Genomic DNA, 24,661 nt, shown 5'->3' on the forward strand with positions numbered 1-24,661 from the left:
TTACACCTGCTGCCAATACAGATTGGGTCCGTGTCCCCGGCGAACGAGCGTCGATTTCGGGACCGGTCGCCAGATACGCTGTACTCGCTCAGTATACCGAATTCGCCGTTTATGTGCCTTCTCGAGACTGTTACGTTCGTCGAGATGCTCGTCAGTCCAGGGAGTCGGGAGCCGGTGTTCGTTCGATCGCATCGTCGTGGAGGTGACAGGCCACCGGATGCGATCCGTCGCCCAGTTCGGGGTGATCGCGCTCGCAGACGCTTTCGTACGCCGTCCGAAGTCGGTCCTCGGCCGCGTCCCAGTCCCCGGTCGCCAGTTCGGCGAGGGCGTCTTCGACGATCGCGTCGTGTCGCTCCGGCAGGTCGACCGCGAGCAATCGGGCTTTCAGCGCCGCGACGAACGCGGGAACGTCCGCCTCCGGAACCCCACCGTCGTCGATCGTGAACCGGCCGTCCTCGCCGACCGAGTCGAGGGAGATGTCCCGTTGCTCGATCCGCTGGCGGAGCGTCATGAGCGCGCGATAGGTCCCCCGTTCGATCTCGAGATCGTCGGGCGGAATCACCCTCGGACACCGAGTTCGGAACCGACAGCCGCTCGGCGGATCCCGCGGGGACGGCACGTCGCCGGCGAGCGTCTCCCGATCGCGCTCCCGTTCGTCGGTCGACGCGCGCGGGACGCTCTCGAGCAGCGCTCGCGTGTAAGGGTGTTCCGGGTCCGCGAACAGGTCCTCGACGGGACCGATCTCGACGACTTCGCCGAGGTACATCACCGCGACGCGATCGCAGACGTGCCGGATCACGGAAAGGTCGTGGCTGATCAGGAGATACGTGAGATCGAACTCGTCTTGCAGGTCGTCGAGCAGGTTCAATACCTGCGCCTGAACGGAGACGTCGAGCGCCGACGTGGGCTCGTCCAGGACGACGAACTCGGGCTCGAGCGCCAGCGCGCGGGCGATCCCGATCCGCTGGCGCTGGCCGCCGGAAAACTCGTGAGGGTAGCGATCGATCTGGTCGGCCGAGAGGCCGACGCGTTCCAGCAGGTCCCGGACCCGTTCTCGCCGCTCGGTGTCGGTCCCGACCTCGTGAACGTCGAGGGGCTGTCTGACGATGTCTCCGATCGTCATTCGCGGATCGAGACTCGAGAAGGGGTCCTGAAAGACGACCTGGGAACGCCGGCGGAAGTCGGTGAGGGCAGCGCCGCTGAGGTCGTAGACGTTCTCGCCGTCGAACTCGACGCGCCCCTCGGTGGGATCCTGCAGGCGGAGGAGCGTTTCCCCCGTCGTCGACTTCCCGCAGCCGGACTCGCCGACCAGCCCCAGCGTCTCCCCCTCGTGGATGTCGAAGCTGACGCCGTCGACGGCGCGGACAGGGACCGGTTCGTCCCCGAACAGCCGATCGAGAAGCGAGTCGTTCTCCCAGAAGTACTTCCGGAGGTCGTCGACGCGGACGAGCGGGTCGTCGGCGCTCACTGGTGTTCACCTCCGGTGGTCTCGGCCGGCGACCGTGACCGCTCCTCGGGGGGTTCGGTCTCGGACGCTTCCGCCCCGGCGTGTTTGTCCCTGACCGGCCGTTCCGCCTCGTCGAAGTACCCGTCCGGGAGCGCCGCGTCCTCGTCGTACTCCGCTTGCGCGAGAACACAGCGCGCCCGGTGGTGATCGCTCCCACCGGCCGGATGCTCCCGCGGGTGTTCGAGACACGACGCCATCGCTTTCGGACACCGATCGGCGAACTGACACCGGTCGTCCATCTCGTGGTCGAGGAGGCTCGGCACGTTCCCCGGGATGGGCTGAAGTCGGTCGGGCGCGTCGTCTCGCGACTCGACCGCTCGACTATCCGCATCGCGTCGCGCCGTGCCCCCCTCGAGGTCGGGAACCGAGCCGAGCAGTCCCGCCGTGTAGGGGTGGATCTGCTCGTCGAAGACGTCCTCGAGGGTTCCGCGCTCGACGATCTCGCCCGCGTACATCACGCCGACCCGGTCGCACATGCGGGCGATGACGCCGAGGTTGTGCGTGATCAGCAGGATCGTCATCCCGGTTTCCCGCTGGAGGTCGTCGAGGAGGTCGAGGATCTGGGCTTGAATCGTCACGTCGAGTGCCGTCGTCGGCTCGTCGGCGATCAGCACGTCCGGTTCGCCGGCCAGCGCCTGCGCGATCATCGCCCGCTGGAGCATGCCGCCGGAGTACTCGTGGGGGTACTCGTCGGCTCGCTCGACCGGATCCGGAATGCCGACCAGCTCGAGCAGTTCGATCGCCCGGTCGCGGCTCCCCTCGCTGACGTACCGCCGCGAGGGAAGGACGTTGGAGAGCAACAGCGATCCCAGCGAGTACTCCGCGGCCTCGGTTCGAGCGCGGGTCGATCGCGGGGTGGCGCTGGCCCGCCGCTGGACCTCGACGGCCTCGGCGAGCTGTTCGCCGACGGTGAGCGTCGGGTTGAAGCTGCTCTCCGGATCCTGGAAGATCATGCTGAACGACGTCCCTCGCAGCGACCGCCTGACGTCGTCGGGGAGTTCGAGCAGTTTCACGAACTCCCCGTCGATCGCGTTCGGGTGGTCGTCGGCGATCGCTTCGACGAGATCCGGGTTCCGATAGCGGATCTCGCCGTCCGTGATCTCGCCCGGCGGCTCGATCAGGTCCATGACGGAGCGGGCGGTGACGCTTTTCCCGCTCCCGCTCTCGCCGACGATCCCGAAGACCTCGCCGCGTTCGATCTCGAGGTCGAGCGACGAGACCGCGTTTACCTGTCCCTCCTGCGTGAAGTAGCGCGTCGAAAGGTCGGAGACGCGAAGTATTTCCTCTGTCATCTGCCTTCACCTTCGATGTTCGGATCCAGTGCATCGCGGAGCCAGTCGCCGAGCAGGTTGACGCTGATCACCGCCAGGACGATCCCGATTCCCGGCACCATAGCGACCCACGGTCGGGTCCGCAGGACGTCCTGTCCGCGCTCGATCTCGTAGCCCCACGAGAGCGTCGTCCCGGAGAACCCGAGATACGCCAGCGAGGCCTCGAGCAGGATGATCACCGCGACCTGGATCGTCGCGAGGACGATGATCGGCGTGAGGCTGTTCGGGAGGACGTGTTTGAGCAGAATCGCCCCGTCGCTCGTCCCGAAACTCCGCGCGGCTTTGACGTACTCCTCGCTGCGAATCGACAGCGCCTCGCCGCGAGCGACGCGAGCGAACCAGACCCAGGTGACGAGTCCGGCCACGATCGTGACCGTCCCGGGGATCGGAATCCTGTCGGGCATCCCGTCGACGAGACCGACCGCGACGATCGGGTCGGGGACGTAGATCGGTGACTCCCCGAAGACGCCGATCAGCGCCAGGGCGAGGACGAGCGCCGGGAACGCGAGCATGGTGTCGGCGATGCGCATCAGTCCGTCGTCGACGCGGCCGCCGTAGTAGCCCGCGGCCAGCCCGATCGGAACGCCGATCACCACGGCCAGTGCCGTCCCGAGGAGACCGACGAGCAGCGAGACTCGCGCGCCGTAGAGGAACCGGGAATAGACGTCCTGTCCGACGTTGTTCGTCCCGAGTACGTGTTCGGTGGTCGGCTCGACCGTCACGTCGGCGATATCGCCGTCGTCCGCGACCGACGTCGTGTATTCGTAGCCGAGCGGCGGATACTCCGCGCCCCGCTCGTCGTAGTAGCCCGTCCGCGTCGGGTTGTGGGTGGCCAGTACCGGCGCGAACACCGCCATGAAGACGATCGACGCCAGCAGCACCAACCCGAGCTTCGGGAGCAGGCTCTTCCTGAACGTCTGCCAGAGATTCGATCTGATTCGGTCCGAGATCATTGCTCGCTCACCCGCGGATCGAGATAGTTGTAGACGGCGTCGACGGCGATGTTGATCGTCACGAACGCGATGGCGATGAACACCACGATTCCCTGCATGAGCGGCCAGTCTCGCGTGCCGAGCGCGTCGATGAGCCGGAGCCCGAGGCCCGGCCAATTGAACACGGTCTCGGTGATGACTGCACCGCCCATCAGGGTCCCCATCTGGAGTCCGAGGACCGTAATGACCGGGATCATCGTGTTCCGAAGCACGTGCTTGTAGCGAACGAGTACCGAGGGAAGCCCTTTCGCTTGACTCGCCGTGACGTAGGGCTTCCCGAGCTCGTCGACCATACCGCTCCGGGTGAGGCGGGTGATGAGCGCCGTGAAGTACGTTCCGAGCGTGAGCGCCGGAAGCGCGATGTGTTTCAGCCAGACCAGCAGGTCGTAGACCGACCCGTACCGGACGAGCGTTCGCACGGCCTCCCCGAAGCCGACCGGTCGACGTCCGGTCGGGAAATCGTAGAAGCCGACGCTCGGGTAGGGGACGCTGATGCTGGCCAGCGAGACCCACGACAGGCCGAAGGTCGGGTACGGGATTCCGAACCAGACGCCGAACACGAGGATCAACATGAGCCCGAGCCAGAAGTTCGGCGTCGAGATGCCGAGCAGCGAGAACATCGTCGCTCCGTAGTCTGCTGGCTCGTTTCGCCGCGTCGCCGAAATCACGCCCAGGGGGATCGCGATGACGAGGGCGACGATCGTCGCGGCGATCGTCAGTTCGATCGTCGCGGGGATCCGTTCGATGACCATCGCTTCGACCTCCCGGTTCGACTGCCAGGAGTATCCGAAGTCGCCGGTGACCAGTTCCCGCACGTAGTCCAAGTACTGGACGTAGATCGGCTCGTCCAGTCCTTCCTCTCGCCTGACCTGTTCCACTAACTCCTGTGTCGCCCCTTCGGCGAGCATCAGGTTCGCCGGATCGCCGGGCGCAACCGCCCGGAGTCCGAACATGATCGTTACGACTCCCCAGATGACGACGATTCCCTGCAGTAATCGCCGTACGAGGAACTTAGCCATCGACATGTGATAGTCTCATTAAATTGGTGGGTAGGGGACCGTCTCTTTCGCTCTCAGGCGTGATCCGTTGTTACGTCTCCATGCCCCAGATGTAGACGGTCTCGTCCTCGCGGGGCTCCCATTGGATGTCCTCTCTCACGCCGTAGATACTCTCTTGGGTGTGAAGGAACACGAACGGCGCCTTCTCGTGGGCCAGCCGGTTGACTTCCTCGAGTTGCTGTCGGCGCTCGTCGGGGTCCTCGATCTGTTGACTCTCCAGGATTGCGTCGCTGAGTTCCTCGTCGTCGAACGTCCGGTTCGGGTTGTCCGGGATCGTAAAGAACCCTTGGACGCCGTAGTCGGTGTCGCCGGTAATGGTCCCCCAGCCGATCATGAAGAACGGGATCTCGAACTCGTCGGGGTCGACCCCGGCCTGATTCGCGTCCGAGACGATGCCGAAGTCGACGATGTTGGCATCGCAACTGACGTTCTCGAGTTGGTCGATCTGGTCGGCGACCGTCTCGGCGACGTCGGCGTCGTTGAGGTAACGGCCCTGCGGGGCGGTCAGTTCGATCTCCACGCCGCCGTACCCGCTCTCGTCGACGAGTCCCTCCGCCATCCCGACGTCCTGTTCGTAGGGTTCGATCTCGTCGTTGAAGCCGTTGATCCCCGGCGCAACGGGCTGGCCGCGCGGTTCTCCGAACCCGCTGAGGATCGTTTCGACGATCTCCTCGTTGTCGACGGCGTAGTTCATCGCCTGCCGGAACTCCAGGCTGTCGAACGGCGCGACGGTGTTTTTCATCGGACAGAAGATGTTTCGGAAGCTCGTTACCTGCCTGATCTCGACGTCGTCGGCGCTCCGAACCGTATCGACGTCCTCCGGGAGAACGTTGATCGTCAAGTCGGTCTCTCCCGTCTCGAGCGAGTTTACCCGACCGCTGGATTCGCCGTCCGCGTTGAACGTCACGCGCTCGAACGGCGGCTCGTCGCCCCAGTAGTCGTCGAATCGCTCGAGGACGATCTCCTCGCCCGACGTGAAGTCGACGACCTCGTAGGGCCCCGTCCCGTTGAAGACCTCGGGATCAGCGCCGGAAATCGCCTCGTTCTCGGCGTCGTGGTTTTCGATCGCCCACTCCATGTTCATCGCACGGGCGTAGTTCCCGAACTCGAACTCCGCGAGTCCGGGCGCGGCGGAGTACTCGACCGACACCGTCGTCTCGTCGACCGCGCTCGCACCTTCGATCGACCCCAGTCCGAAGGTCCCGATCGGACTCGGGACGCCCATCTCCGGATCGACGGTCCGATTGATCGTCCACGCGACGTCTTCCGCGGTCAGATCGTCCCCGTTGTGGAACACCACGTCGTCCCGGAGGGAGAGTTCGGTCGTCCCGTCGCCCTGGGCCTCCCAGTCTTCGACGACGCGGGAAAAGATGCCTTCCCCGGGCTCGAAGTCGAACAGCGGCTCGTAGATGTGGTCGTATACGTTGAAGAAGTCCCCCGTGATGTGATCGAGCGGATCCACCGTATCCGGGAACTGTGAGAGCGTGATCGTGAGTTCGTCGGTGCCGTCGTCGTCGGATGGATCACCGAGACAGCCACTCATCGCCGCGAGACCCGTCGTCCCCGCGACACCGGTAAGTTTCAGGAGCGTTCGTCGATCGAGTCGCGTCGTGTCTGTGACTCCCATACCCACACATTATGATAGCATTATTTATATATACTGGTTATTGAACGCACAGTTGCTGTTTGTGGGCAGCATAGTGCCATTTTGCACAATATAGTACACGTTCTGCCGTTTACCTTGTTGATTCTCCCGATGCAGTCCGTGGTTCGCTCACAGCGGCCGAGTACTGGCATAACTTTAAGAAACCTACACCGCATACTACGGATATGGCCGCTCACGGCCGGCCCGCACTGCGGGACCTGTTCGACGAGTCGCCCACGCCTCATATCGCCCACCCCCCGCGGACCCACCACCGAGACTTCTATGTCGCCACCGACGGGTCCTTCCGGGAGGCCGGCGGCGGGCTGGGGGCCGTTATCGAGACCCGCGACGGCACCCGCGTCGCGCGGATCGCGACCGCGGACGCGCCGCCGGACAACAACGTCGCGGAGTATCGCGCGTTACATCTCGGACTGGACGTTCTGGCCGCGCGAGCGCCGCGGGACGCCGCGGTCGGCGTTCTCATCGATCACGACGCGCTCGCCAGCAACGTCAACAGTACCATCCTCGCGACGCGCCACCCCGACGGGAAGTCACCTCGCCCCGTCTCCGTCCCGACCGCGACGCAGTATCACTGGCGCGGGATCCGCGCCCGTCTCAACGGGTTCGACGAAGTGCGGGCCGCCCGTATCGACAGCGATCAGAATCCCGCCCACCCGCTCGCAAACGCACCCGACCAGTACCGCCACGTCAACCGCGAGCCCGACCGCTGCGTGCTTCCCGAGACGCCGGAGCCGACCGTCGGCGAGTTCCCGCCGCCGTCCCGGGCCGACCGCAACAGCGGTGGCGGCCGCGCCTCCGACTGATCGCCGGCGACCGCCGCTGCGCGCGATGCGGACCGCCAACCGTCATCGTTTTCTCGCCGCTCGAGCAAGTCGTCGCCGATGAGTCTCCGCGTCGCGGTCGCGGCCCCGTTCATTCAGCACGGGAGCCGTCGGCTCGAGGAAAACGAGTTCGTCGTCGCGCTCTCGCTCGATCGGGACTGGTTCTCCCCCGATCAGGCCAAGCGACTGATCGACATCGCGACGGAGGAGGGGGTACTCGACCGGACCGACGACGGGCTCGCGGTAACCTTCGAGCCGAGCGAGGTGACGATCCCCGAGGAGTTCGCCCCCGACGAGGACCTCCTGCGGAAACGGTCGGCGTTCGAGCGCGTCCTCGATTCGCTGGTCGCCGAGGGCATGGAGAAACACGAGGCAGTCGGGGCGATCAACACCCTCCAGGGCGAACTGGGACTGACCATCGAGGCCGCCGCGGTGGTCTACGCCCGCCGCGAGGGGATCGACGTCGACGACCTCGCCCCCATCGCCCGCGAGGCCGTCATCGACACCGAAGGGGACTCTTAGTACCGACTGAAAGTTATCGCCCACCTGCTCGCGATACGCCGGCTGTGAGCGGCCGAATTCGGCCGCTCAGAGCGACTTCGCGTGCGAGCAGCGTGGAACCCGTTTCAGTTGGTACTAAATCCCACCGCCCCGACCCACGGATATGGTCGAGGACCGGATCACCGACGGCCGCCGCATCGCCGAACTCCTCTCGAGCGAACTCGACGGCCGCGAGGACGGCCTGCTCGAGTACGTCGCCGTGACCGACGCCGACCGGGACGTCGAGCCGTCGGCCGACGGCGCTCGCGCCTACGACGTCACCTACCGCGACGAGCGGATCGCCCGCGCGTTCGTCCACGAGGACCGGGCCCACCTCGAGTTCGAGGCGGGACAGGACCGAGCGGCCGACGCGGCCTCCGATCTCGAACTTCGGGTCCGCCCCAAGGCGACCGAGCCGCCGAAGACGCTGGTCTTTCTCGAGAGCGGGGCCGCGGTCAAGCGGGCGACCGATGTCGTACAGCGAGTGGGGCGGGCGCTCGAGGAAGCCGACGACAGAACCGACGCGTGACGTAACGGACTGCGGCGGTCCTTTCGGGGCGGTTACGCCTCCGGAGTGAAGTAGCCGTAGGCGAACAATCCGGCACCGAAAATAGCGGCGTAAAACGCTATCGCCACGAGACCGCCGTTCATTCCGTCCGTCTAAACGACTTCCATCCCGACCAGCATGAGTACCGCGCCGGCGAAGAGCCGCTTGAACTGCACTTGAGTCGCGTCGTCCATACTGTTAGGTCGTCTTCCAGTACTACTAATTTCTACTTATATTCGGGGGAAAGCGACCTGTGGTGCCAGCGTCCGATCACTCGAGGCCGTCGAGAACCCCCGGTAACGCCGCCGCGAGATCGCCCTGCTCGAGGTGGGCGACGGCCCGCGAGTCCGGTGCCGGCCCGTCCGACAGCAGCACCTGCACGGCCCGCATCCCGGCCTCGGTTGCGCCCCGGACGTCGGCCTCGACCTCGTCGCCGACGTAGACCGCCTCGCCGGGCGCGACGCCGAGTTCGTCGGCGATCGCCGCGAAGGCCCGCGGATCGGGCTTGCCGGCCTCGAGTTCGCCGGTCACCAGGGCGGCGTCGAAGGCGTCCTCCCAGCCCAGCGTCTCGAGTTTGTCCCGCTGGGCGCGGACGGGGCCGTTGGTCAGCAGGCCGACGCGGTAGCTCCCCCGAAGGTCGGCGAGCATGGTCTCGACGCCGGACAGGGGTTCGAGCGAGTCCGAAATCGTCTCTCGATAGGCGGTCGCGACGGCGGCCGGGTCGGCGTCGCTGTCGGTGCCCGCGAGCAAGTCCGCGAAAATCGGTTCGCGCGTCTCGCTGGTGAGGTTCCGGCGGTGGGCCTCGAGGTAGGCCTCGCGAGAGAGCGAGGGCGCGCCCGTCGCTGTCGCGGCTTCCTCGAGGATGGTCGTCCGATCCCGCCGGGGGACGGCGAGCGTGTAGTCGAGGTCGAAGACGACCGCGCGTGGCATGGGTATGTGAGGGGGCTCGAGCGGATTGAAGCTATCCCTTCCGGTCGGCGGTTGTATCGGAGCTTCGGGCCGTGGCTGCTGGGCCGGTTCGCGACCGGGATCGACGAATGGGGTGTGGCCTTCTATCGTGACAACACGGAGTAGCCACGCCCTCCCCAACCGATTCGCTCGCACGGTTTCGTCGGCCGTCCTCACTCGTCGTTCGGCCGACCGACAGCGTGCGCCACCGCACAGCGGCCGCGTTGGTCGCTCACTCCTCGGTCGCTCGAGGGGCGATCCTCCGCCCGCGCTCGAGCAGGGCGATCCCGATCGGTTCGAGCCGGCTCGAGTACTGCATGAGCGAGGTGCCGAGGACGCTCATCACGAGGACGTAGCCGACGGTGAACGCGTACATCGCGTTCGCAGTCGCGGGAGCGAGACCGCCGCCGGCCCCCGAGAGCGCGAGGCTCGCGATGATCAGCGAGAACTCGCCGCGGGTGGCCATCCCGAAGCCGACACGGAGCGAGCGGCGGTCGTCGAGGCCGTAGATGCGGCCGCCGAGATAGCCGCTGACCAGTTTGGTCGGCGTCGTCACGACCACGGCGGCGGCGATCGTTCCGAGGATCGAGAGCGTGAACAGTCCGGGATCGGTGACGAGCCCGATCCAGAAGAAAAAGATCGCGGCGAAGGCGTCCCGCAGGGGCTCGAGCAGTCGCTCTAAGTCGTGGACGTGGTCGGTCGAGGAGAAGGCCATCCCGACGAAGAAGGCGGCGACGGCCTCGCTGACTCCAAGCGCGTACGCGATGCCGGCCACGAGGATCGTCACGCCGAGCGCGCGGACGACGAGGAACTCGTTGCTGTCGACCTCGAGGAACCGCTGGAAGAAGCCGGTGCCGTAGGTGACCAGCGCGAGCAGGCCGACGATGACCCCGACCGCGATCGCGATCTGTCCCGCGGCCGCGCCGATATCGCCGCCGCCGAGTACCAGCGCGGACGCGATCGCCAGATAGACCGCGATGAACAGGTCCTCGTAGACGAGCGTCCCCAGCATCGGCTCGGACTCGCTGTTGGCGATCCACCCCAGATCGAGCAGCGATTTGGTGATGATCGCGCTCGAGGAGATATAGACGATCCCCGCGGTCAGCAAGGCCGCGAGAGCGTTTCCGAAGACGAGATAGCCGAAGAGCAGGCCGATACCGAAGTTGACGACCAGATCGACGGTCCCGGCCTTCCCGATCCGGTCCTTGCTCGCGAGCAAGCGATCCAGGTTGAACTCGAGGCCGAGGAACAAAAGCAGGAGGACGATCCCGAGTTCCGCGCCGACGACGACGAAGTCGGTCTCGCCGAGCGCGAGGCCGCCGACCGCCGCGAGGAGGTCGGTCCCGGCGATGGTTACCTCGGGAACGGTGGCGGTGAGAGGACCGATCCCGACTTCGCTGCCGGCAAGCGCCGGGAGTTCGCCCAGCACGTTCGAACCGAGTACCATCCCGGCGACGATGTAGAACGGGATCACCGACTGGTCGATCCGATTCGCGAGGACGCCGACGAGCGCGACCGCCGTGAACAGCAGTCCGATGTCGACGAGGACCGTCTCAGTCGCCACTACCGGTCACCTCCGGCAACCGCACGCTCCCGATCACTCCTCGAGTCCGGTACCGAGCATGCTCTCGAACTGTGCGCAGTCCTCGCGGTCGCCGATGACGACCAGCGTGTCGCCGACCTCGAGGACGGTCTCCGGCGTCGGCGGCGAAATCAGTTCCTCTCCGCGCTGGATGGCGACGACCGAGACGCCGGTCCGATCGCGGACGTTCGCCTCCGCGAGGCTCTGGCCGGCGACGTCGGCACCCTCGGCGACCCCGTACCACTCGAGGTAGGTGTCGTCGGAGAGCATCGTCTCGACCTGCTCGGCCTGGACCGGCTGGAAGTACGCCCCCTCGAGGATCGTCCCGATCTTCCGGGCGAGTCGGTCCGAGGTCTCGAACAACTTCTCGCTGTCGCCGTCCGCGTCCGGCTTCAGGTAGACCTCGCGTTTCCCCGTGTTGTGAGTCACGATGACGAGTCGCTCGCCGTCGTCGAGTTCGACCTCGAACTTCTTCCCGACGCCGGGGAGGTCGCTCTCGTAGACAGTCATACGTATGGGTTCGAAGCCGGCGTATTAAATACCGTTCCCACGCCCGTCTCGACGCCGGCGACTGCGGTGCCCGTCGTAACGACGTTCGAGCGGCGGCCGACGCGAGCGGTTCGTCCGGAGTCTCGTCACCGTGTCTCGAGAGTGCCACAGAGCGGTCGTGGGGACACCGGGAAATCGGGACCGTCGACCGTCTCAGTCCCGGAGGTGCCCGCCCAGGACCTTCGCCGCCACGAGGACGGGATCCCAGGTGGTGTTAAACGGCGGTGCGTACGCGAGGTCGTAGTTCTCGAGGTCGGCGACGGTCGCTCCTTCCGAGAGCGCGGCGACGACGGCGTGGCTCCGGTGGACCGCGCCCTCGCCGTACTCGCTGGTGAGGCTGGCACCGAGGACGCGCCCGGAGTCGCGGTCGGCGGTCAGCGTGATCCGGACGTTCCCGCCCTTGGGGTAGTAGCCCGCCCGCGACTTCGCCGTCACCGTCTCGCTGACGGGGTCGAACCCAGCCGCCCGGGCCTCCTCGTGATCCAGGATTCCGGTACGGGCCGCTTCAACCTCGAAGGCCTTGACCGCGGCCGTCCCGGCGACGCCGCCGCCCTCCGTCGGGCTTCCGGTGACCGTCTCCCCGATCGCCCGCCCGTGGCGGTTGGCCGTCAGCGCGAGCGGGACGTAGGTCGGCTCGCCCGTGACGACGTGTGTCGCCTCCGCGCAGTCGCCCGCGGCGTAGACGTCGGGGGCGCTCGTCTCGCGATAAGCGTCGGTCGCGATCGCGCCGGTCTCGCCCAGTTCGATCCCGGCGGCTTCAGCGAGGGCCGTCCGCGGTCGCACGCCGGTGCCGAGCAGGACCATCTCGACCGGGACCCGATCGTCGGCGGTGGCGACGGCCTCGACGCGGTCGCCGCCCTCGAGTGCCGTGACCTCGGCCCCGAGACGGAGCGCGATGGCTTCCTCCCGGAGGTGGTCGGCGACGTACTCGCTGGTCTCGTCGCTGAAGCCCTTCAAGACGCGGTCGCCGCGCTGAAAGAGGTTCACCTCGAACCCGTTGGCCGCGAGTGCCTCGGCCATCTCGATCCCGATGTAACCGCCGCCGACGACGCCGACGGGGCCGGTACAGTCCTCGAGGTAGCGACAGGCCGGCCCCCGGTCGGGCTGTTGGAAGCCCTCGCCGTCGCGAGCGCGGGCGACGTACTCGCGGAGTTCCTTCCCGTCGCTCATCGAGCCGAGGGTGTAGACGCCCTCGCGGTCGGTGCCGTCGATCGACGGGACGACGGCTTCCGCGCCGGTCGCGATCAGGAGCTCACCGTAGGACTGCGTGACGGTCCCCGACTCGCGTTCGGCGGTGACGGTCCGGGCGTCGGTATCGATCGCGACGACCTCGTGGCCCGTCCGGAGATCGATGTCGCGCTCCTCGCGGAACTCCTCGGGCGTGACCGAAACGAGGGCCTCGAGCGACTGGATCTCCCCCTTGACGTAGTAGGGCAGCCCACAGGCTCCGTAGGACACCCACTCGCCCTTCTCGAAGACGACGATCTCGCGGTCGGGAGCCTCGCGTCTGGCCTTGCTCGCCGCGGACATTCCGGCTGCGTCACCGCCGACGACGACGAACGGATCGCTCATACCGACCGTGTGGTCGGGGAGACACATAACTGCTGACCGGCCGCGGCGGTCCGGACCCGGACCGGACCACGGGGACGCCTGACTCAGGCGATCGAATCCGATTCGTCCGCCGCGGCCGCGAGGTGTTCTCGCCCCCAGTCGCGCATCGCCGTGATGACCGGCTCGAGCGACTGGCCGAGGTCGGTCAGCGAGTACTCGACGCGGACCGGTTTCTCGTTGACGATCTCGCGGTTCACGAGTCGTTTCTCCTCTAAATCCTCAAGGGCATCCGAGAGGACCTTGCTCGAGATACCGCCGACCTCCTCCTCGAGGGCGTTGAACCCCAGCGGTCCGTTCTCGAGCAGCCGGTGGACGATGACGGTGTGCCACTTTTTGCCAAGTAGCGTCGCGGTCGAGGTGATCGGACACCACTCCTCGCCCGCACACCAGACCTCGAGTTCCCGTGGCGACTCTTCCATGTGCGCGAGTAGGCTCCGGAGCCGTTTATAGTTACTTCTCGTAACCGACTTACTGAGAGTTAGTTGACACCGTCGAACGAGCGGGCCGGCCCGTCGTCGGCTCCGGAGACGGCGGTCCCGAACTGCTATCGTGGGGGCCACTTACCGAGACGTAACCGAGTTACCGCTTCGATAGCTGATAGTTATACGTAAGCGGCCGTAATCGGGCTACCATGAGTGAGTCAGACGAGACGACCAGCGATTCGATCGCAGCAGACCGCCGGTACGACGTCGCCGTCGTCGGCGGCGGTCCGGCGGGGCTGACGACCGCACTGTACGCCGCGCGACTCGGCCACGAGACCGCCGTCTTCGACCGCGGCGGCGGCCGCGCGGCCATGATGCAGGAGACACACAACGTCATCGGGACGCCGGAGTCGGTGTCGGGCAACGAGTTCCTCTCGACGGCCGTCGACCAGCTCCGGTTCTACGGTGCCGACTACCGGCGGGAGTTCGTGACCGGTATCGAACGCGACGGGGACTCGTTCGACCTCGAGACGGCCGAGGGACCTGCCGTCGCTGACCGCGTCGTCCTCGCGACCGGCTTCAGCGACGAGCGGCCCGACCCGCCGCTGCCCCGGACCGGCCGCGGGCTGCACTACTGCCTGCACTGTGACGCCTACATGTTCGTCGACGAGTCGGTCTACGTGATGGGCCACGGGGAGAGCGCCGCCTACGTCGCGATGATCATGCTGAATTTCACCGACGACGTCGACCTGTTGCTGCGAGGCGACGAGCCGACCTGGAGCGACGAGACCGCGACCCTGCTCGAGGGCCATCCCGTCGATATCGTCCGCGAGGACGTGACCGGCGTCCGAAACGGCGACGACGGCTGGCTCGAGGCGCTCGAGTTCGACGACGGCTCCGTTCGCGAGTACCGCGGCGGCTTCGCCATGTACGGCAGCGATTACAACAACGACCTCGCGGCGTCGCTGGGCGCGGACCTGAACGACGACGGGACGGTCGCCGTCGACGACCACGGCCGCACGAGCGTCGACGGGCTCTACGCCGTCGGCGATCTGACGCCCGGCCACAACCAGATTCCCGTCGCGATGGGCCAGGGCGCGAAGGCCGGACTCGCGATCCACAAGGAACTGCGGGCGTTCCCGAAGTCCCTCGAGGAACTCGAGGCCGAAGGGTCGGTTTCGGCGAGCGACGTTCCCGCGATGCCGGCCGAGTTGCGAGACCGGGCGAGCGATCACACCTCGACGGCCGACGATTGATCCCGTGAGAGTGGCACCACCGAGCGGCTCTAGTCGTCGCTGACCCACCGGTTCGCGGGAGCGAGCCGCGCGCGCGCAGTCTCGGAGCCGGTTCCTGCGTGGTCTGTCTTTTTCCAACTGGTTCGAGAACGGTCTTTCATGTCCGTCGCATCGTCGCTCGACGCCACCGCACTCGACGGGTCGGTCCGCGGGACGGGTGATGGCGGTGGCTGAATCCGACGCGTATCCGCCGATCGAGGCCTACGGCGTCGTCGGCAACCGCGAGACCTGTGCGCTGGTCGCGCCGGACGGGTCGATCGACTGGTTCCCCTTTCCGCACCTCGAGTCGCCGAGTATCTTCGCCGCGATTCTCGACGCCGACCGCGGCGGCCGGTTTCGAGTCGCACCGACCGACGCCTTCGAGACGGCCCAGCGGTACGTCGACGACACGAACGTTCTCGAGACGACTTTTTACGCTGACGGCGGCACGGCGACGGTGACGGACTTCCTGCCGCCGGCCGACCGTACCGACCATCCGCGGAAGGTCCTCTACCGAAAGGCCGCGTGTACGGACGGGGCCGTCGATCTCGCCGTCGAACTCGAACCGCGGTTCGAGTACGGCCGTGCGGAGACGGCGATCGAACCGGTCGAGCAGGGTATCCTCACCGCGGGGGCCGAGGAACGAACGCTGCTCGAGAGTCCGATCGATCTCGAGATCGACGACGGTCGGGCCACCGGCGAGTCGTCGCTCGAGGCGGGGGAGACGGCGTGGTTCCTGCTCCGGTGTACGGGTTCCGAGGACGCCACAACGGATCCCGAGGCCGCGCTGGCTGAGACGATCGAGTACTGGAGCGACTGGGTACACAGCTGTGGCCCGGACGACGACTGCGCGTTCGAGGGGCCGTGGCACGAGCAGGTCGTCCGTTCACAACTCGTCCTCAAACTTCTGACTCACGCCGAAACGGGAGCGATCGCGGCTGCACCGACCACCTCACTGCCCGAGGACATCGGCGGCGTTCGCAACTGGGACTACCGCTTCAACTGGCTGCGAGACGCCGGATTCACCGTGCAGGCCCTGTTGAACCTCGGCACCGTCGAGGAGGCCAGCGACTACTTCGACTGGTTCATGGACCGCTGTCGGGCGGCCGATCCGGCCACGATCCAGCCGCTGTACGGCCTCCACGGCGAGTCGGACCTCGAGGAACGGGAACTCGACCACCTCGCGGGCTATCGCGGCTCGCGGCCGGTCCGGATCGGCAACGGGGCAGCCGAGCAGCGCCAGCTCGACGTCTACGGCGAACTCCTGCTGGCAGTCGACGAGATGCGCCAGCACGGCCGGGTGCTGGACGACGACGAGTGGGAACGAATTCGGGACGTCGTCGACTACGTCCGCGACGTCTGGGACGAGCCCGACGCGGGAATTTGGGAGGTACGGGGCGGGGAGAAACAGTTCGTCTACTCGAATGTCATGTGCTGGGTCGCCCTCGATCGCGGCATCGAGATCGCGGTCGAACGTGGCGGCGACGCCCCGCTCGCGGCGTGGCGGGAGACCCGCGAAGCGATCCGGACGGACGTCCTCGAGAACGGCTACGACGAGGCCGTCGGCGCGTTCGTCCAGTCCTACGGGTCCGACGCGCTCGACGCGACGGGACTGTTGCTCCCGCTCGTCGGCTTCCTGCCGTTCGACGACGACCGCGTCCGCGGGACGATCGACGCGATCGAGCGGGAACTGGGCGACGACGACGTCTTCGTCTCGCGGTACGACGGCGACGACGGGCTCCCGGGCGAGGAGGGCGCGTTCGTCCTCTGCTCGTGCTGGCTCGTCGACGCGCTCGCGCTCTCCGGGCGCGTCGAGGCGGCACAGTCCCGGTTCGAGTCGCTGCTCGAGTACCTGAACCCGCTGGGGCTGTTCGCGGAGGAGATCGACCCGACGACGGGGGCGTACCTCGGGAATTACCCGCAGGCGTTCAGCCACATCGGGATCGTCAACAGCGCCCTCTATCTCGGCTACGTCCGGGGAGCCGAGACGTCCGGACCGCCACCGATGGGGATTCGGCTCGGCGAGCCGGCCGTTTCGCTCGGGGAGTGAGTCCCCCGATCGTCGGCCGGCCGACGGCGCGTCGCGCCGGCGGACGTCACGCAGACGGAAGCGTTTTTTCGCCGCGCTGGGAGGATCGACGCATGGCAGCACTCAGTGCCCACCACGTCGGTCTCACGGTCAGCGATCTCGAGGAGACGCTCGCGTTCTACCGCGATACCCTCGATCTCACCGTTGCCGATCGGTTCGCCGTCGGCGGCGAGGCCTTCTCCGACGCCGTCGGAGTCGAAGACGCGAGCGCCGATCTCGCACACCTCGAGGCCGACGGCGTCCGGATCGAACTCGTCGAGTACGAGCCGGAAGCCCGGGGCTCGCCCGCGGCGGGGCTCAACCAGCCGGGAGCCGCCCACGTCGGGCTCTCGGTCGACGACCTCGAGGCCTTCGCCGCGGACCTGCCCGACGACGTGTCGACGATCAGCGGGCCGCGGACGACCGAGAGCGACACCACGATCATGTTCCTGCGCGATCCCGAGGGGAACCTGATCGAGGTCCTCGAGTCCTAATACGGTTTGCCGTACCGGTGCAACCGCAGAGCGGTCGCGGTCCCGCCGGCAACGCCTTCCAGTAGACCGTACGATCCCGGCAGTGCGCTCGCGCCCTACCGGTTGCAGGCGAGCGTCGATCGAACCCGTTCGCGGAGGCGACTCGAGAGCGACTGCGACGTCGATTTCCGTCGGCTATCCATACCGTGTTCGATCAGGATACGATCGAAGTACGTGATGCCTGAAGGATTTGGAACGGCGTCGTGACGCGGCCGTCGCTCGCGGCGTTCGAGTCGAGGCCGTCGACCCGCGCGGGCCGGATAGCAACCTTTTCGACCGTCGCGGGGCCACTCCCGCCATGAACTTCTTCGACCGCCTGCACGACCGTATCGAAACGGTCGACAGCGTCGTCTCGGTCGGGCTCGATCCCGACCCGTCGCGGCTGCCCGACCACCTGCAGGACCGCGACCTCCCCCGGTGGGCGTTCAACCGCCGCATCATCGACGCGACGCACGAACACGCCGCCGCGTTCAAGCCCAACGCCGCCTTCTACGAGGATCCCGACGGCTGGCGGGCTCTCGAGGAGACGATCGCCTACGCCCACGGCAAGGACGTGCCGGTCCTGCTGGACGCCAAGCGGGCCGACATCGGCAACACGACCCGCCAGTACGCCCAACTGCTCGAGAAGGCGGATGCGATCACCGTCAACCCCTACATGGGCCGGGACTCGCTGCAGCCGTTCCTCTCGAACGAGGAGGCCGGTGTCTTCGTCCTCTGTCGGACCTCGAACCCTGGCGGCTCGGACCTGCAGGACCTCGAACTCGAGACGGGCGAACCCGTCTACGAGCGGGTCGCCGCACTGGCCGACCTCTGGAACGAGAACGACAACGTCGGGCTCGTCGTCGGCGCGACCAAACCAGAAGAACTCGAGGACCTGCGCGAGCAGGTGCCCGACCTCCCCTTCCTCGTCCCCGGCATCGGCGCGCAGGGCGGCGACGCCGAGGCGGCCGTCGAGTACGGGCTGGCCGGCGGGGTCGGGCTGGTCAACTCCTCGCGGGGGATCATCTTCGCCGGCGAGGACGATGGCGAGGACTTCGCGAAGGCCAGCGGGCAGGCCGCCAAGCGGCTCAAGAAACGGCTCAATCAGTACCGGGAGTAGTCTACGCGTCTCGGCGATAGGACTCGACCACCCGCCCCGCGATCCGCCCGTCGACCACCCGATCGACGATCTCGACCGTCACCGGCTCCGGTGGCGGTCGCTCCTCGAGCCGGTCCAGTCCCTCGACGACGGCGATGTCCATCGGACTCGCGTCGTTCGGGTGGTCGGCGACGAGGACGCCGTCGCGCTCCTCGAGGCGCAGGCGGTACCGCTCGCCGACGCCGAGCGCTTCGCCCAGCAGGTCGCGGATCGAGGTCACGCTCAGAACCGGTTGATCTCCACGTCGTCGTCGCCCGGCCCCGGCCGGGCCTGCGACGCGCAGTCGGCACACAGCTCCAGGCTGTTATCGTAGTGAACCTCACAGGCCAGCGTCCCGCAGTTGGGACACCGCTCCTGTGCCGGCCGGGACTCACAGATCTGACAGAGGCCGCTGACGCTCATAGCGGGGGTACGCGCTCGAGGGGCTTGAAACCGGGCCCGGCACGTTCGGCCGGCCGCCGATCGTCCGGATCGGGAGGTGTACCGTGCTATATAGTCCCAAACCACGAGAAGTCTTTTGCCGTGTGCCTCCCTATCAGGGGACATGAGCCGTGACCGGGCCCTCCTCGAGCGGGCCCTGGACCGTGGCGAACAGGACGGTGGCAACGTCGAGTTCAAAGAGCGATTGTCACGGGATGTCCACCTCGAGGGTGGGCGGCGGGAGAGCCTCGCCGCGCAACTGCGACATCGACTCCTCTCGGGCGACGGCGAGGCGACCTACGTCGTCGGCGTCACCGACGACGGCGGCCTCGCCGGTATCGATCCCGACATCTTCTCCGAGACGATGGACGTTCTCTCCTTGCTCGCGGAGGAGGCCGACGCCCACATCGAGGACGTCCAGACGTGGGGCATCAACGAGGGGTTAGTCGGGGTCGCACAAGTCCGGGAGGGCGGCGTCCTCGAGACCGACGACGAACACGTCGTCGTCGGGACCGCCGGCCACGTCGACCACGGAAAGAGTACGCTCGTCGGCTCGCTGGTGACGGGCAAAGCCGACGACGGGGACGGCGCGACGCGGGCCTTCCTCGACGTCCAGCCCCACGAGGTCGAACGGGGCCTCTCCGCCGACCTCTCGTATGCCGTCTACGGTTTCGACGACGAGGGGCCGGTCCGGGTCCGAAATCCGAATCGCAAGGCCGACCGCGCCGAGGTCGTCCAGGAGGCCGACCGACTGGTCTCGTTCGTCGATACCGTCGGCCACGAGCCGTGGCTCCGGACGACCATCCGCGGGCTCGTCGGCCAGAAACTCGACTACGGCCTGCTGGTCGTCGCCGCCGACGACGGCCCCACCCGCACCACGCGGGAACACCTCGGCGTTCTGCTGGCCACCGACCTCCCGACGATCGTCGCGATCACCAAGACCGACACCGTCGACGAGGAGCGCGTCGAGGAGGTCGAACGCGAGGTCGAGCGACTCCTCCGCGATGTCGACAAGTCGCCGCTGCGGGTCAGCCGTCACGGCGTCGACGCCGCCGTCGACGAGATCAGCGAGCGCGTCGTTCCGATCGTCGAGACCAGCGCGATCACGATGGACGGGCTCGAGACGCTGGACGAACTGTTCGATCGGCTCCCCAAGACCGCACAGGACACCGGCGAGTTCCGGATGTACGTCGACCGCAGCTACTCGGTCACGGGAGTCGGCGCGGTCGCCTCCGGCACCGTCATGGCCGGCGAGGTCGAGGCCGGCGACGAACTCCTGATCGGGCCGATGGCCGACGGCCGCTTCCAGGAGGTCGAGGTCCGGTCGATCGAGATGCACTACCACCGGGTCGACAGGGCCCAGGCCGGCCGAATCGTCGGTATCGCGCTGAAGGGGATCAAAGAGAGCGCTCTCGAGCGCGGGATGGTCCTGCTGCCCCGCGACGCCGACCCCGACCCCGTCCGGGAGTTCGAGGCCGAGGTCATGGTGCTGAACCACCCCACCCGCATCGGCGAGGGGTACGAGCCGGTCGTCCACCTCGAGACGATCGGCGAGGCCGCGGCTTTCTATCCGGAGAACGGCCGGCTGCTGCCGGGCGACTCCGGCACGACGACCGTCCGGTTCAAGTTCCGCCCGTACCTCGTCGAGGAGGGCCAGAAGTTCGTCTTCCGCGAGGGCCGCAGCAAGGGCGTCGGGACGGTGACCGACGTCACTCCGATGGGGTGACCGGGCGTTCGGGTTCCGTTCGTCGCCTCGAGCGACCGAATGACCGAGGCTCACCGATCGCGTTCTTATCGGGCAGGTGTTGGACCGTTTCGTCCGCAAAACGTATTAATTAGACGCGGCTAAACCACGACGTGACTGGTGTCGTCGTCGAGCGTCTGCAGTGGTTGCGACTCACATGACCGGCTGGCTCGAGGTCCTCGTCGCCGCGTTCGTCCTGCAGCTGTCGGTGCTGCCCGGCGAGAAGGTCCAGTTCATCATCGCCGGATTGGCGACCAGATACGACCCGAAGATCGTGGTCGCCGCGGCGGCGACGGCCTTCGCCGGCTGGACGGCCGTAGAGATCGCCTTCGGCGCGGCGATCCAGGGCGTGGTACCCGCCGTCTACCTCGAGGTGATCACGGCGGGCCTGTTCCTCGCCTTCGCGGTGTTGCTCGTCCGGTCGGCACCCGGAACGAGTCGGCGACGGGTGGCGACAAACGGCGGGACGGCGACGGCCGAGGCAGTCGACATCTCGCTGCTCGGCTACGACGTGCCACCGTACCTCCGGGGGTTCCTCCCGATTTTCGTCCTGATGGCCGTCGGGGAATTCGGGGACAAGACCCAACTCGTCACGATCGGGCTGGCGATCGAGTACGGGGCTCGACCCGCGATCTGGGTCGGCGAGATGCTCGCGATCGTCCCCGTGAGCGCGGCCAACGCGTACTTCTTTCACCGGTTCTCCCACCGCTTCGACGCCAGGCTGGCCCACTTCGCCGGTGCGGGACTGTTCCTGTTCTTCGGGCTCGATACCGTGTTGCAGCTCCTGACGGGGATTTCGGTCTGGGAAACGATCGTCGAGACGGTCTCGACTGTCGTCCTTGGACTCGGCTGACCGGTCAGGACGGGGGAGGAGGTCGCCGGAATCTTCGGACCGAGACGGCCGTCCCGGCCGGTCGAAACCAAAGTTGTATGTTCGTCTCGGTTCCTGCGCTAGAACAAGATGGTACAGACGAGCGTTATCGGTTGTGGCAACATGGGGAGCGCCCTGATCAAGGGCCTCCATCGATCGGGGAATCACACGGTGATCGCGTGTGACCTCGATCCCGACGCACTCGAGTCGGTCGCCGACTACGTCGATCGCACGACTTCGGAGGTCTCCGAAGCGGTGACCGACGCCGATGTCGTCGTCGTTGCCGTGAAGCCGGACATCGTGGGCGCGGTGCTTTCGGATCTCGATCTTTCGCCGAAGCAGACGCTGCTCTCTATCGCCGCCGGCGTCCCGACCGACTACGTCGAGGCTCGGACCGACGCGAACGTCGTCCGGGTCATGCCGAACCTCGCCGCCGAGACGGGCGATATGGCCGCGGCCGTCACCGGCGACGACATCCCGGAAGAAGTGCGACAGCTGCTCGACGCCGTCGGCGAGTTCGCCGAGATCGACGAGGCACAGATGGACATCGCGACCGCCGTCAACGGGAGCGGCCCCGCCTTCGTCTTCTATCTCATTCAGGCGATGGCCGAGGCCGGCGTCGAGGGCGGTCTCGAGGAATCGGACGCGGAGACGCTGGCCGCCCAGACGTTCAAGGGCGCGGCCGAGACCGTCCTCCGGTCGGACCGCAGCACCGAGGAACTGATCGACGCCGTCTGCTCGCCCAACGGGACGACAATCGAAGGAATGGAGGTCCTGTGGGACAGCAACGCCGACGCGGACGTCGCCGCGGCGGTCCGGGCGGCCGAGGAACGATCCGCGGAACTGGCCGCCGAGTTCGGCGATGAGAACGATGCGTGAGGAACTCGAGGAGCCGAGCGTCGACGAGGCGCGACGGCTGGCGGCCGACGCGGAACGGGTGATCGTCAAGGCCGGGACCAACTCCCTGACCGACGAGAACTCGAACCTGGACGACGAGAAACTCGATAAGCTCGTCGACGACATCGAGGACCTCCTGAAGCGGGACAAGGACGTCATTCTCGTTTCCTCGGGGTCGATCGGGGCCGGGACGGGCCGGATCGAACAGTCGAGCGGGACCGTCGAGGAGTCCCAGGCCCTCTCGACCGTCGGCCAGAGCCTCCTCATGCACCGCTACACCGAGAGCTTCGACCGCTACGACCGGAAGGTCGCGCAACTGCTCTTGACGCAACACGACCTCGAGAACCCCGAACGCTTTACCAACCTGCGGAACACGATCGAGACGCTGCTCGATTGGGGCGTCGTCCCGATCATCAACGAGAACGACGCCGTCGCGACCGAGGAGATCCGGATCGGCGACAACGACATGCTCTCGGCGGCGACGACGATGGGCGTCGACGCCGACCTGCTGGTCACCCTGACCGACGTCGGCGGCGTCTACACCGGCAACCCGAAGGAAGACGACGACGCCGAGCGCATCGAGGCCGTCGGCACCAACTACGACGAAGTCCAGAAGATCATCGGCGAGACCACGTCCGACGGCTTCGGCGGCATCCAGACGAAAGTCGAGGGTGCACGGGACGTCAGCGAACACGGCGTGCCGGCGATCATCGCGAAGTCGACCGCGCCCGACGTCCTCGAGAAGATCGCTACTGCCAAGCCAGTGGGAACCGTATTCGTCCCCATCAACGGTGAGAGCGATGACTGAAACCGACATCGAAGCCGACGTCGAGGCGGCACAGGGCGCGGCCCTCGAGCTGGCGAAACTGTCCGACGAGGACCGGAAGACGGCCTTACACGAAATCGCCGACGCCATCGAGGCCCGAACCGACGAGATCCTCGCCGAAAACGAGACGGACGTCGAGGAAGGCGAGCGGCTGCTCGCGGAGGGCGAGTACACGCAGGCGCTAGTCGACCGCCTGAAACTCTCCGAGTCGAAGATCGAGGACATCGCCGAGATGGTCCGCAGCGTCGCCGAACAGGACGACCCCCTCGGGAAGACGCTTTCCGCGCGGGAACTCGACGACGACCTCGAGTTGTACAAGGTCGCGGTCCCGATCGGTGTCGTCGGCACGGTCTTCGAGTCCCGGCCCGACGCGCTCGTCCAGATCGCGTCGCTGGCGCTGAAATCCGGCAACGCCGTGATCCTCAAGGGCGGTAGCGAGGCGCTGCACTCCAACCGGATCCTCTTCGAGATCATCGAAGACGCCGCCGCCGAGGCCGGCGTCCCCGACGGCTGGGCCCAGCACATCGAGGCCCGCGAGGACGTCGACGCCCTACTCGAGATGGACGACGCGATCGACCTCCTCATGCCCCGTGGTAGCTCCGGATTCGTCAGTTACATTCAGGACAACACGAGTATCCCCGTGCTGGGTCACACGGAGGGGATCTGTCACGTCTACGTCGACGACGCGGCCGACCTCTCGATGGCCGAAGACATCGCCTACGACGCCAAGGTCCAGTACCCCGCCGTCTGTAACGCCGTCGAGACCCTGCTGGTCCACGAAGACGTCGCCGCGGAGTTCCTGCCGGCGATCGCCGACCGCTACGAGACCGCCGACGTCGAGATGCGTGGCGACGAGGCAACTCGCGAGATCGTCGACGTGACGGCCGCGACCGAAGACGACTGGGACACCGAGTACGGCGATCTGATCGTCTCGATCCGGGTCGTCGACTCGCTCGAGGCCGCGATCGACCACGTCACGACCCACGGATCGAAACACACCGAGTCCATCGTCACCGAGGACGACGAGCGCGCGAGTACCTTCATGCGCAGCATCGACTCCGCGAGCGTCTTCCACAACGCCTCGACGCGCTTCGCCGACGGCTATCGCTTCGGTCTCGGTGCCGAGGTCGGCATCAGCACCGGCAAGATCCACGCCCGCGGCCCCGTCGGGCTCGAGGGCCTGACCACCTACAAGTACCACCTCGAGGGCGACGGCCAGCTCGTCGCCACCTACGCCGGCGAGGACGCGAAGCCGTTCACCCACGAGGAACTCGACGCCGACTGGTCGCCCGGCCGGCTCTCGGACGAGTAACGCC

Annotated in this window: 24 protein-coding genes; 12 read left to right on the forward strand and 12 right to left on the reverse strand. The window is 67.0% G+C overall.

What is annotated here, in order from left to right; genetic code table 11:
• Positions 1-151: 151 nt before the first annotated feature.
• The 5 genes from A6E15_RS03170 to A6E15_RS03190 form a co-directional block, all read right to left on the reverse strand.
• Positions 152-1,468, reverse strand: a complete 1,317-nt coding sequence (locus A6E15_RS03170; protein ID WP_076143561.1) for an ABC transporter ATP-binding protein — start codon at positions 1,466-1,468, stop codon at positions 152-154.
• Positions 1,465-2,799, reverse strand: coding sequence for an ABC transporter ATP-binding protein (locus A6E15_RS03175; protein ID WP_076143563.1), 1,335 nt, complete (start codon positions 2,797-2,799; stop codon positions 1,465-1,467). The genes A6E15_RS03170 and A6E15_RS03175 overlap by 4 nt, the downstream gene beginning before the upstream one ends.
• The gene (locus A6E15_RS03180) at positions 2,796-3,791 is read right to left on the reverse strand and encodes an ABC transporter permease (protein ID WP_076143565.1); all 996 of its coding nucleotides are present in this window, start codon (positions 3,789-3,791) and stop codon (positions 2,796-2,798) included. Before A6E15_RS03180 ends, A6E15_RS03175 begins: the two co-directional genes overlap by 4 nt.
• Positions 3,788-4,855 carry an ABC transporter permease gene (locus tag A6E15_RS03185; protein WP_076143568.1) on the reverse strand — a complete coding sequence of 356 codons (1,068 nt, stop codon included), beginning with the start codon at positions 4,853-4,855 and terminating at the stop codon, positions 3,788-3,790. The genes A6E15_RS03180 and A6E15_RS03185 overlap by 4 nt, the downstream gene beginning before the upstream one ends.
• A gap of 64 nt (positions 4,856-4,919) precedes the next feature.
• Entirely contained in the window at positions 4,920-6,515 is a 1,596-nt protein-coding gene (locus tag A6E15_RS03190) for an ABC transporter substrate-binding protein (protein WP_076143570.1), read from the reverse strand.
• A gap of 203 nt (positions 6,516-6,718) precedes the next feature.
• On the opposite strand from A6E15_RS03190, the gene A6E15_RS03195 reads away from it, so the two are divergent.
• The 3 genes from A6E15_RS03195 to A6E15_RS03205 all read left to right on the forward strand — a co-directional run bounded on the left by A6E15_RS03195 (position 6,719) and on the right by A6E15_RS03205 (position 8,444).
• Positions 6,719-7,357 (forward strand): ribonuclease H, encoded by a 639-nt coding sequence (locus A6E15_RS03195; protein WP_076143572.1) that lies wholly within the window; start codon positions 6,719-6,721, stop codon positions 7,355-7,357.
• A 78-nt stretch (positions 7,358-7,435) separates the two neighbouring features.
• Positions 7,436-7,897 (forward strand): DUF2240 family protein, encoded by a 462-nt coding sequence (locus A6E15_RS03200; protein WP_076143574.1) that lies wholly within the window; start codon positions 7,436-7,438, stop codon positions 7,895-7,897.
• A 142-nt stretch (positions 7,898-8,039) separates the two neighbouring features.
• Positions 8,040-8,444 carry a hypothetical protein gene (locus A6E15_RS03205; protein WP_076143576.1) on the forward strand — a complete coding sequence of 135 codons (405 nt, stop codon included), beginning with the start codon at positions 8,040-8,042 and terminating at the stop codon, positions 8,442-8,444.
• Between the two features lie 288 nt (positions 8,445-8,732).
• Here the strand turns inward: A6E15_RS03205 and A6E15_RS03210 are convergent, their stop codons facing one another.
• The 5 genes from A6E15_RS03210 to A6E15_RS03230 form a co-directional block, all read right to left on the reverse strand.
• Positions 8,733-9,392, reverse strand: coding sequence for an HAD family hydrolase (locus A6E15_RS03210; protein WP_076143578.1), 660 nt, complete (start codon positions 9,390-9,392; stop codon positions 8,733-8,735).
• A gap of 250 nt (positions 9,393-9,642) precedes the next feature.
• A complete protein-coding gene (locus A6E15_RS03215; protein WP_076143580.1) occupies positions 9,643-10,974 on the reverse strand; it encodes a cation:proton antiporter in 1,332 nt (443 codons plus the stop codon).
• 33 nt (positions 10,975-11,007) lie between these two features.
• Positions 11,008-11,502 carry a cation:proton antiporter regulatory subunit gene (locus A6E15_RS03220; protein WP_076143582.1) on the reverse strand — a complete coding sequence of 165 codons (495 nt, stop codon included), beginning with the start codon at positions 11,500-11,502 and terminating at the stop codon, positions 11,008-11,010.
• A 192-nt stretch (positions 11,503-11,694) separates the two neighbouring features.
• On the reverse strand, positions 11,695-13,113 hold the full coding sequence (locus A6E15_RS03225; RefSeq protein ID WP_076148168.1) for an FAD-dependent oxidoreductase: 1,419 nt from the start codon (positions 13,111-13,113) through the stop codon (positions 11,695-11,697).
• Positions 13,114-13,196: 83 nt separating this feature from the next.
• The gene (locus A6E15_RS03230) at positions 13,197-13,571 is read right to left on the reverse strand and encodes a winged helix-turn-helix transcriptional regulator (protein ID WP_076143584.1); all 375 of its coding nucleotides are present in this window, start codon (positions 13,569-13,571) and stop codon (positions 13,197-13,199) included.
• Positions 13,572-13,783: 212 nt separating this feature from the next.
• Here A6E15_RS03230 and A6E15_RS03235 point away from each other — a divergent pair, with 212 nt between their 5' ends.
• From A6E15_RS03235 to pyrF, 4 genes are all read left to right on the forward strand, one after another.
• Positions 13,784-14,830 (forward strand): NAD(P)/FAD-dependent oxidoreductase, encoded by a 1,047-nt coding sequence (locus A6E15_RS03235; protein WP_076143586.1) that lies wholly within the window; start codon positions 13,784-13,786, stop codon positions 14,828-14,830.
• Between the two features lie 199 nt (positions 14,831-15,029).
• On the forward strand, positions 15,030-16,898 hold the full coding sequence (locus tag A6E15_RS03240; protein WP_076143588.1) for a glycoside hydrolase family 15 protein: 1,869 nt from the start codon (positions 15,030-15,032) through the stop codon (positions 16,896-16,898).
• 92 nt (positions 16,899-16,990) lie between these two features.
• Complete coding sequence (locus A6E15_RS03245) at positions 16,991-17,410, forward strand: VOC family protein (protein WP_076143591.1); 420 nt, start codon at positions 16,991-16,993, stop codon at positions 17,408-17,410.
• A gap of 337 nt (positions 17,411-17,747) precedes the next feature.
• Complete coding sequence (pyrF, locus tag A6E15_RS03250) at positions 17,748-18,548, forward strand: orotidine-5'-phosphate decarboxylase (RefSeq protein ID WP_076148170.1); 801 nt, start codon at positions 17,748-17,750, stop codon at positions 18,546-18,548.
• A 1-nt stretch (position 18,549) separates the two neighbouring features.
• Here pyrF and A6E15_RS03255 read toward each other — a convergent pair whose 3' ends face one another.
• Both A6E15_RS03255 and A6E15_RS03260 read right to left on the reverse strand, forming a co-directional pair.
• Entirely contained in the window at positions 18,550-18,807 is a 258-nt protein-coding gene (locus A6E15_RS03255; RefSeq protein WP_076143593.1) for a hypothetical protein, read from the reverse strand.
• Positions 18,808-18,809: 2 nt separating this feature from the next.
• The gene (locus A6E15_RS03260) at positions 18,810-18,989 is read right to left on the reverse strand and encodes a hypothetical protein (RefSeq protein ID WP_076143595.1); all 180 of its coding nucleotides are present in this window, start codon (positions 18,987-18,989) and stop codon (positions 18,810-18,812) included.
• Positions 18,990-19,131: 142 nt separating this feature from the next.
• Here A6E15_RS03260 and A6E15_RS03265 point away from each other — a divergent pair, with 142 nt between their 5' ends.
• The 5 genes from A6E15_RS03265 to A6E15_RS03285 all read left to right on the forward strand — a co-directional run bounded on the left by A6E15_RS03265 (position 19,132) and on the right by A6E15_RS03285 (position 24,657).
• On the forward strand, positions 19,132-20,733 hold the full coding sequence (locus A6E15_RS03265; RefSeq protein ID WP_076143597.1) for a GTPBP1 family GTP-binding protein: 1,602 nt from the start codon (positions 19,132-19,134) through the stop codon (positions 20,731-20,733).
• A 175-nt stretch (positions 20,734-20,908) separates the two neighbouring features.
• Positions 20,909-21,604, forward strand: coding sequence for a TMEM165/GDT1 family protein (locus tag A6E15_RS03270; protein ID WP_076143599.1), 696 nt, complete (start codon positions 20,909-20,911; stop codon positions 21,602-21,604).
• 108 nt (positions 21,605-21,712) lie between these two features.
• Positions 21,713-22,501, forward strand: a complete 789-nt coding sequence (proC, locus tag A6E15_RS03275) for a pyrroline-5-carboxylate reductase (RefSeq protein WP_076143601.1) — start codon at positions 21,713-21,715, stop codon at positions 22,499-22,501.
• Positions 22,494-23,327 (forward strand): glutamate 5-kinase, encoded by an 834-nt coding sequence (gene proB, locus A6E15_RS03280; protein WP_076148171.1) that lies wholly within the window; start codon positions 22,494-22,496, stop codon positions 23,325-23,327. Before proC ends, proB begins: the two co-directional genes overlap by 8 nt.
• Positions 23,320-24,657, forward strand: a complete 1,338-nt coding sequence (locus A6E15_RS03285) for a glutamate-5-semialdehyde dehydrogenase (RefSeq protein WP_076143603.1) — start codon at positions 23,320-23,322, stop codon at positions 24,655-24,657. The genes proB and A6E15_RS03285 overlap by 8 nt, the downstream gene beginning before the upstream one ends.
• The last annotated feature ends 4 nt before the right edge of the window (positions 24,658-24,661 follow it).

Source organism: Natrinema saccharevitans, from assembly GCF_001953745.1.
Taxonomy (GTDB): Archaea; Halobacteriota; Halobacteria; order Halobacteriales; family Natrialbaceae; genus Natrinema; species Natrinema saccharevitans.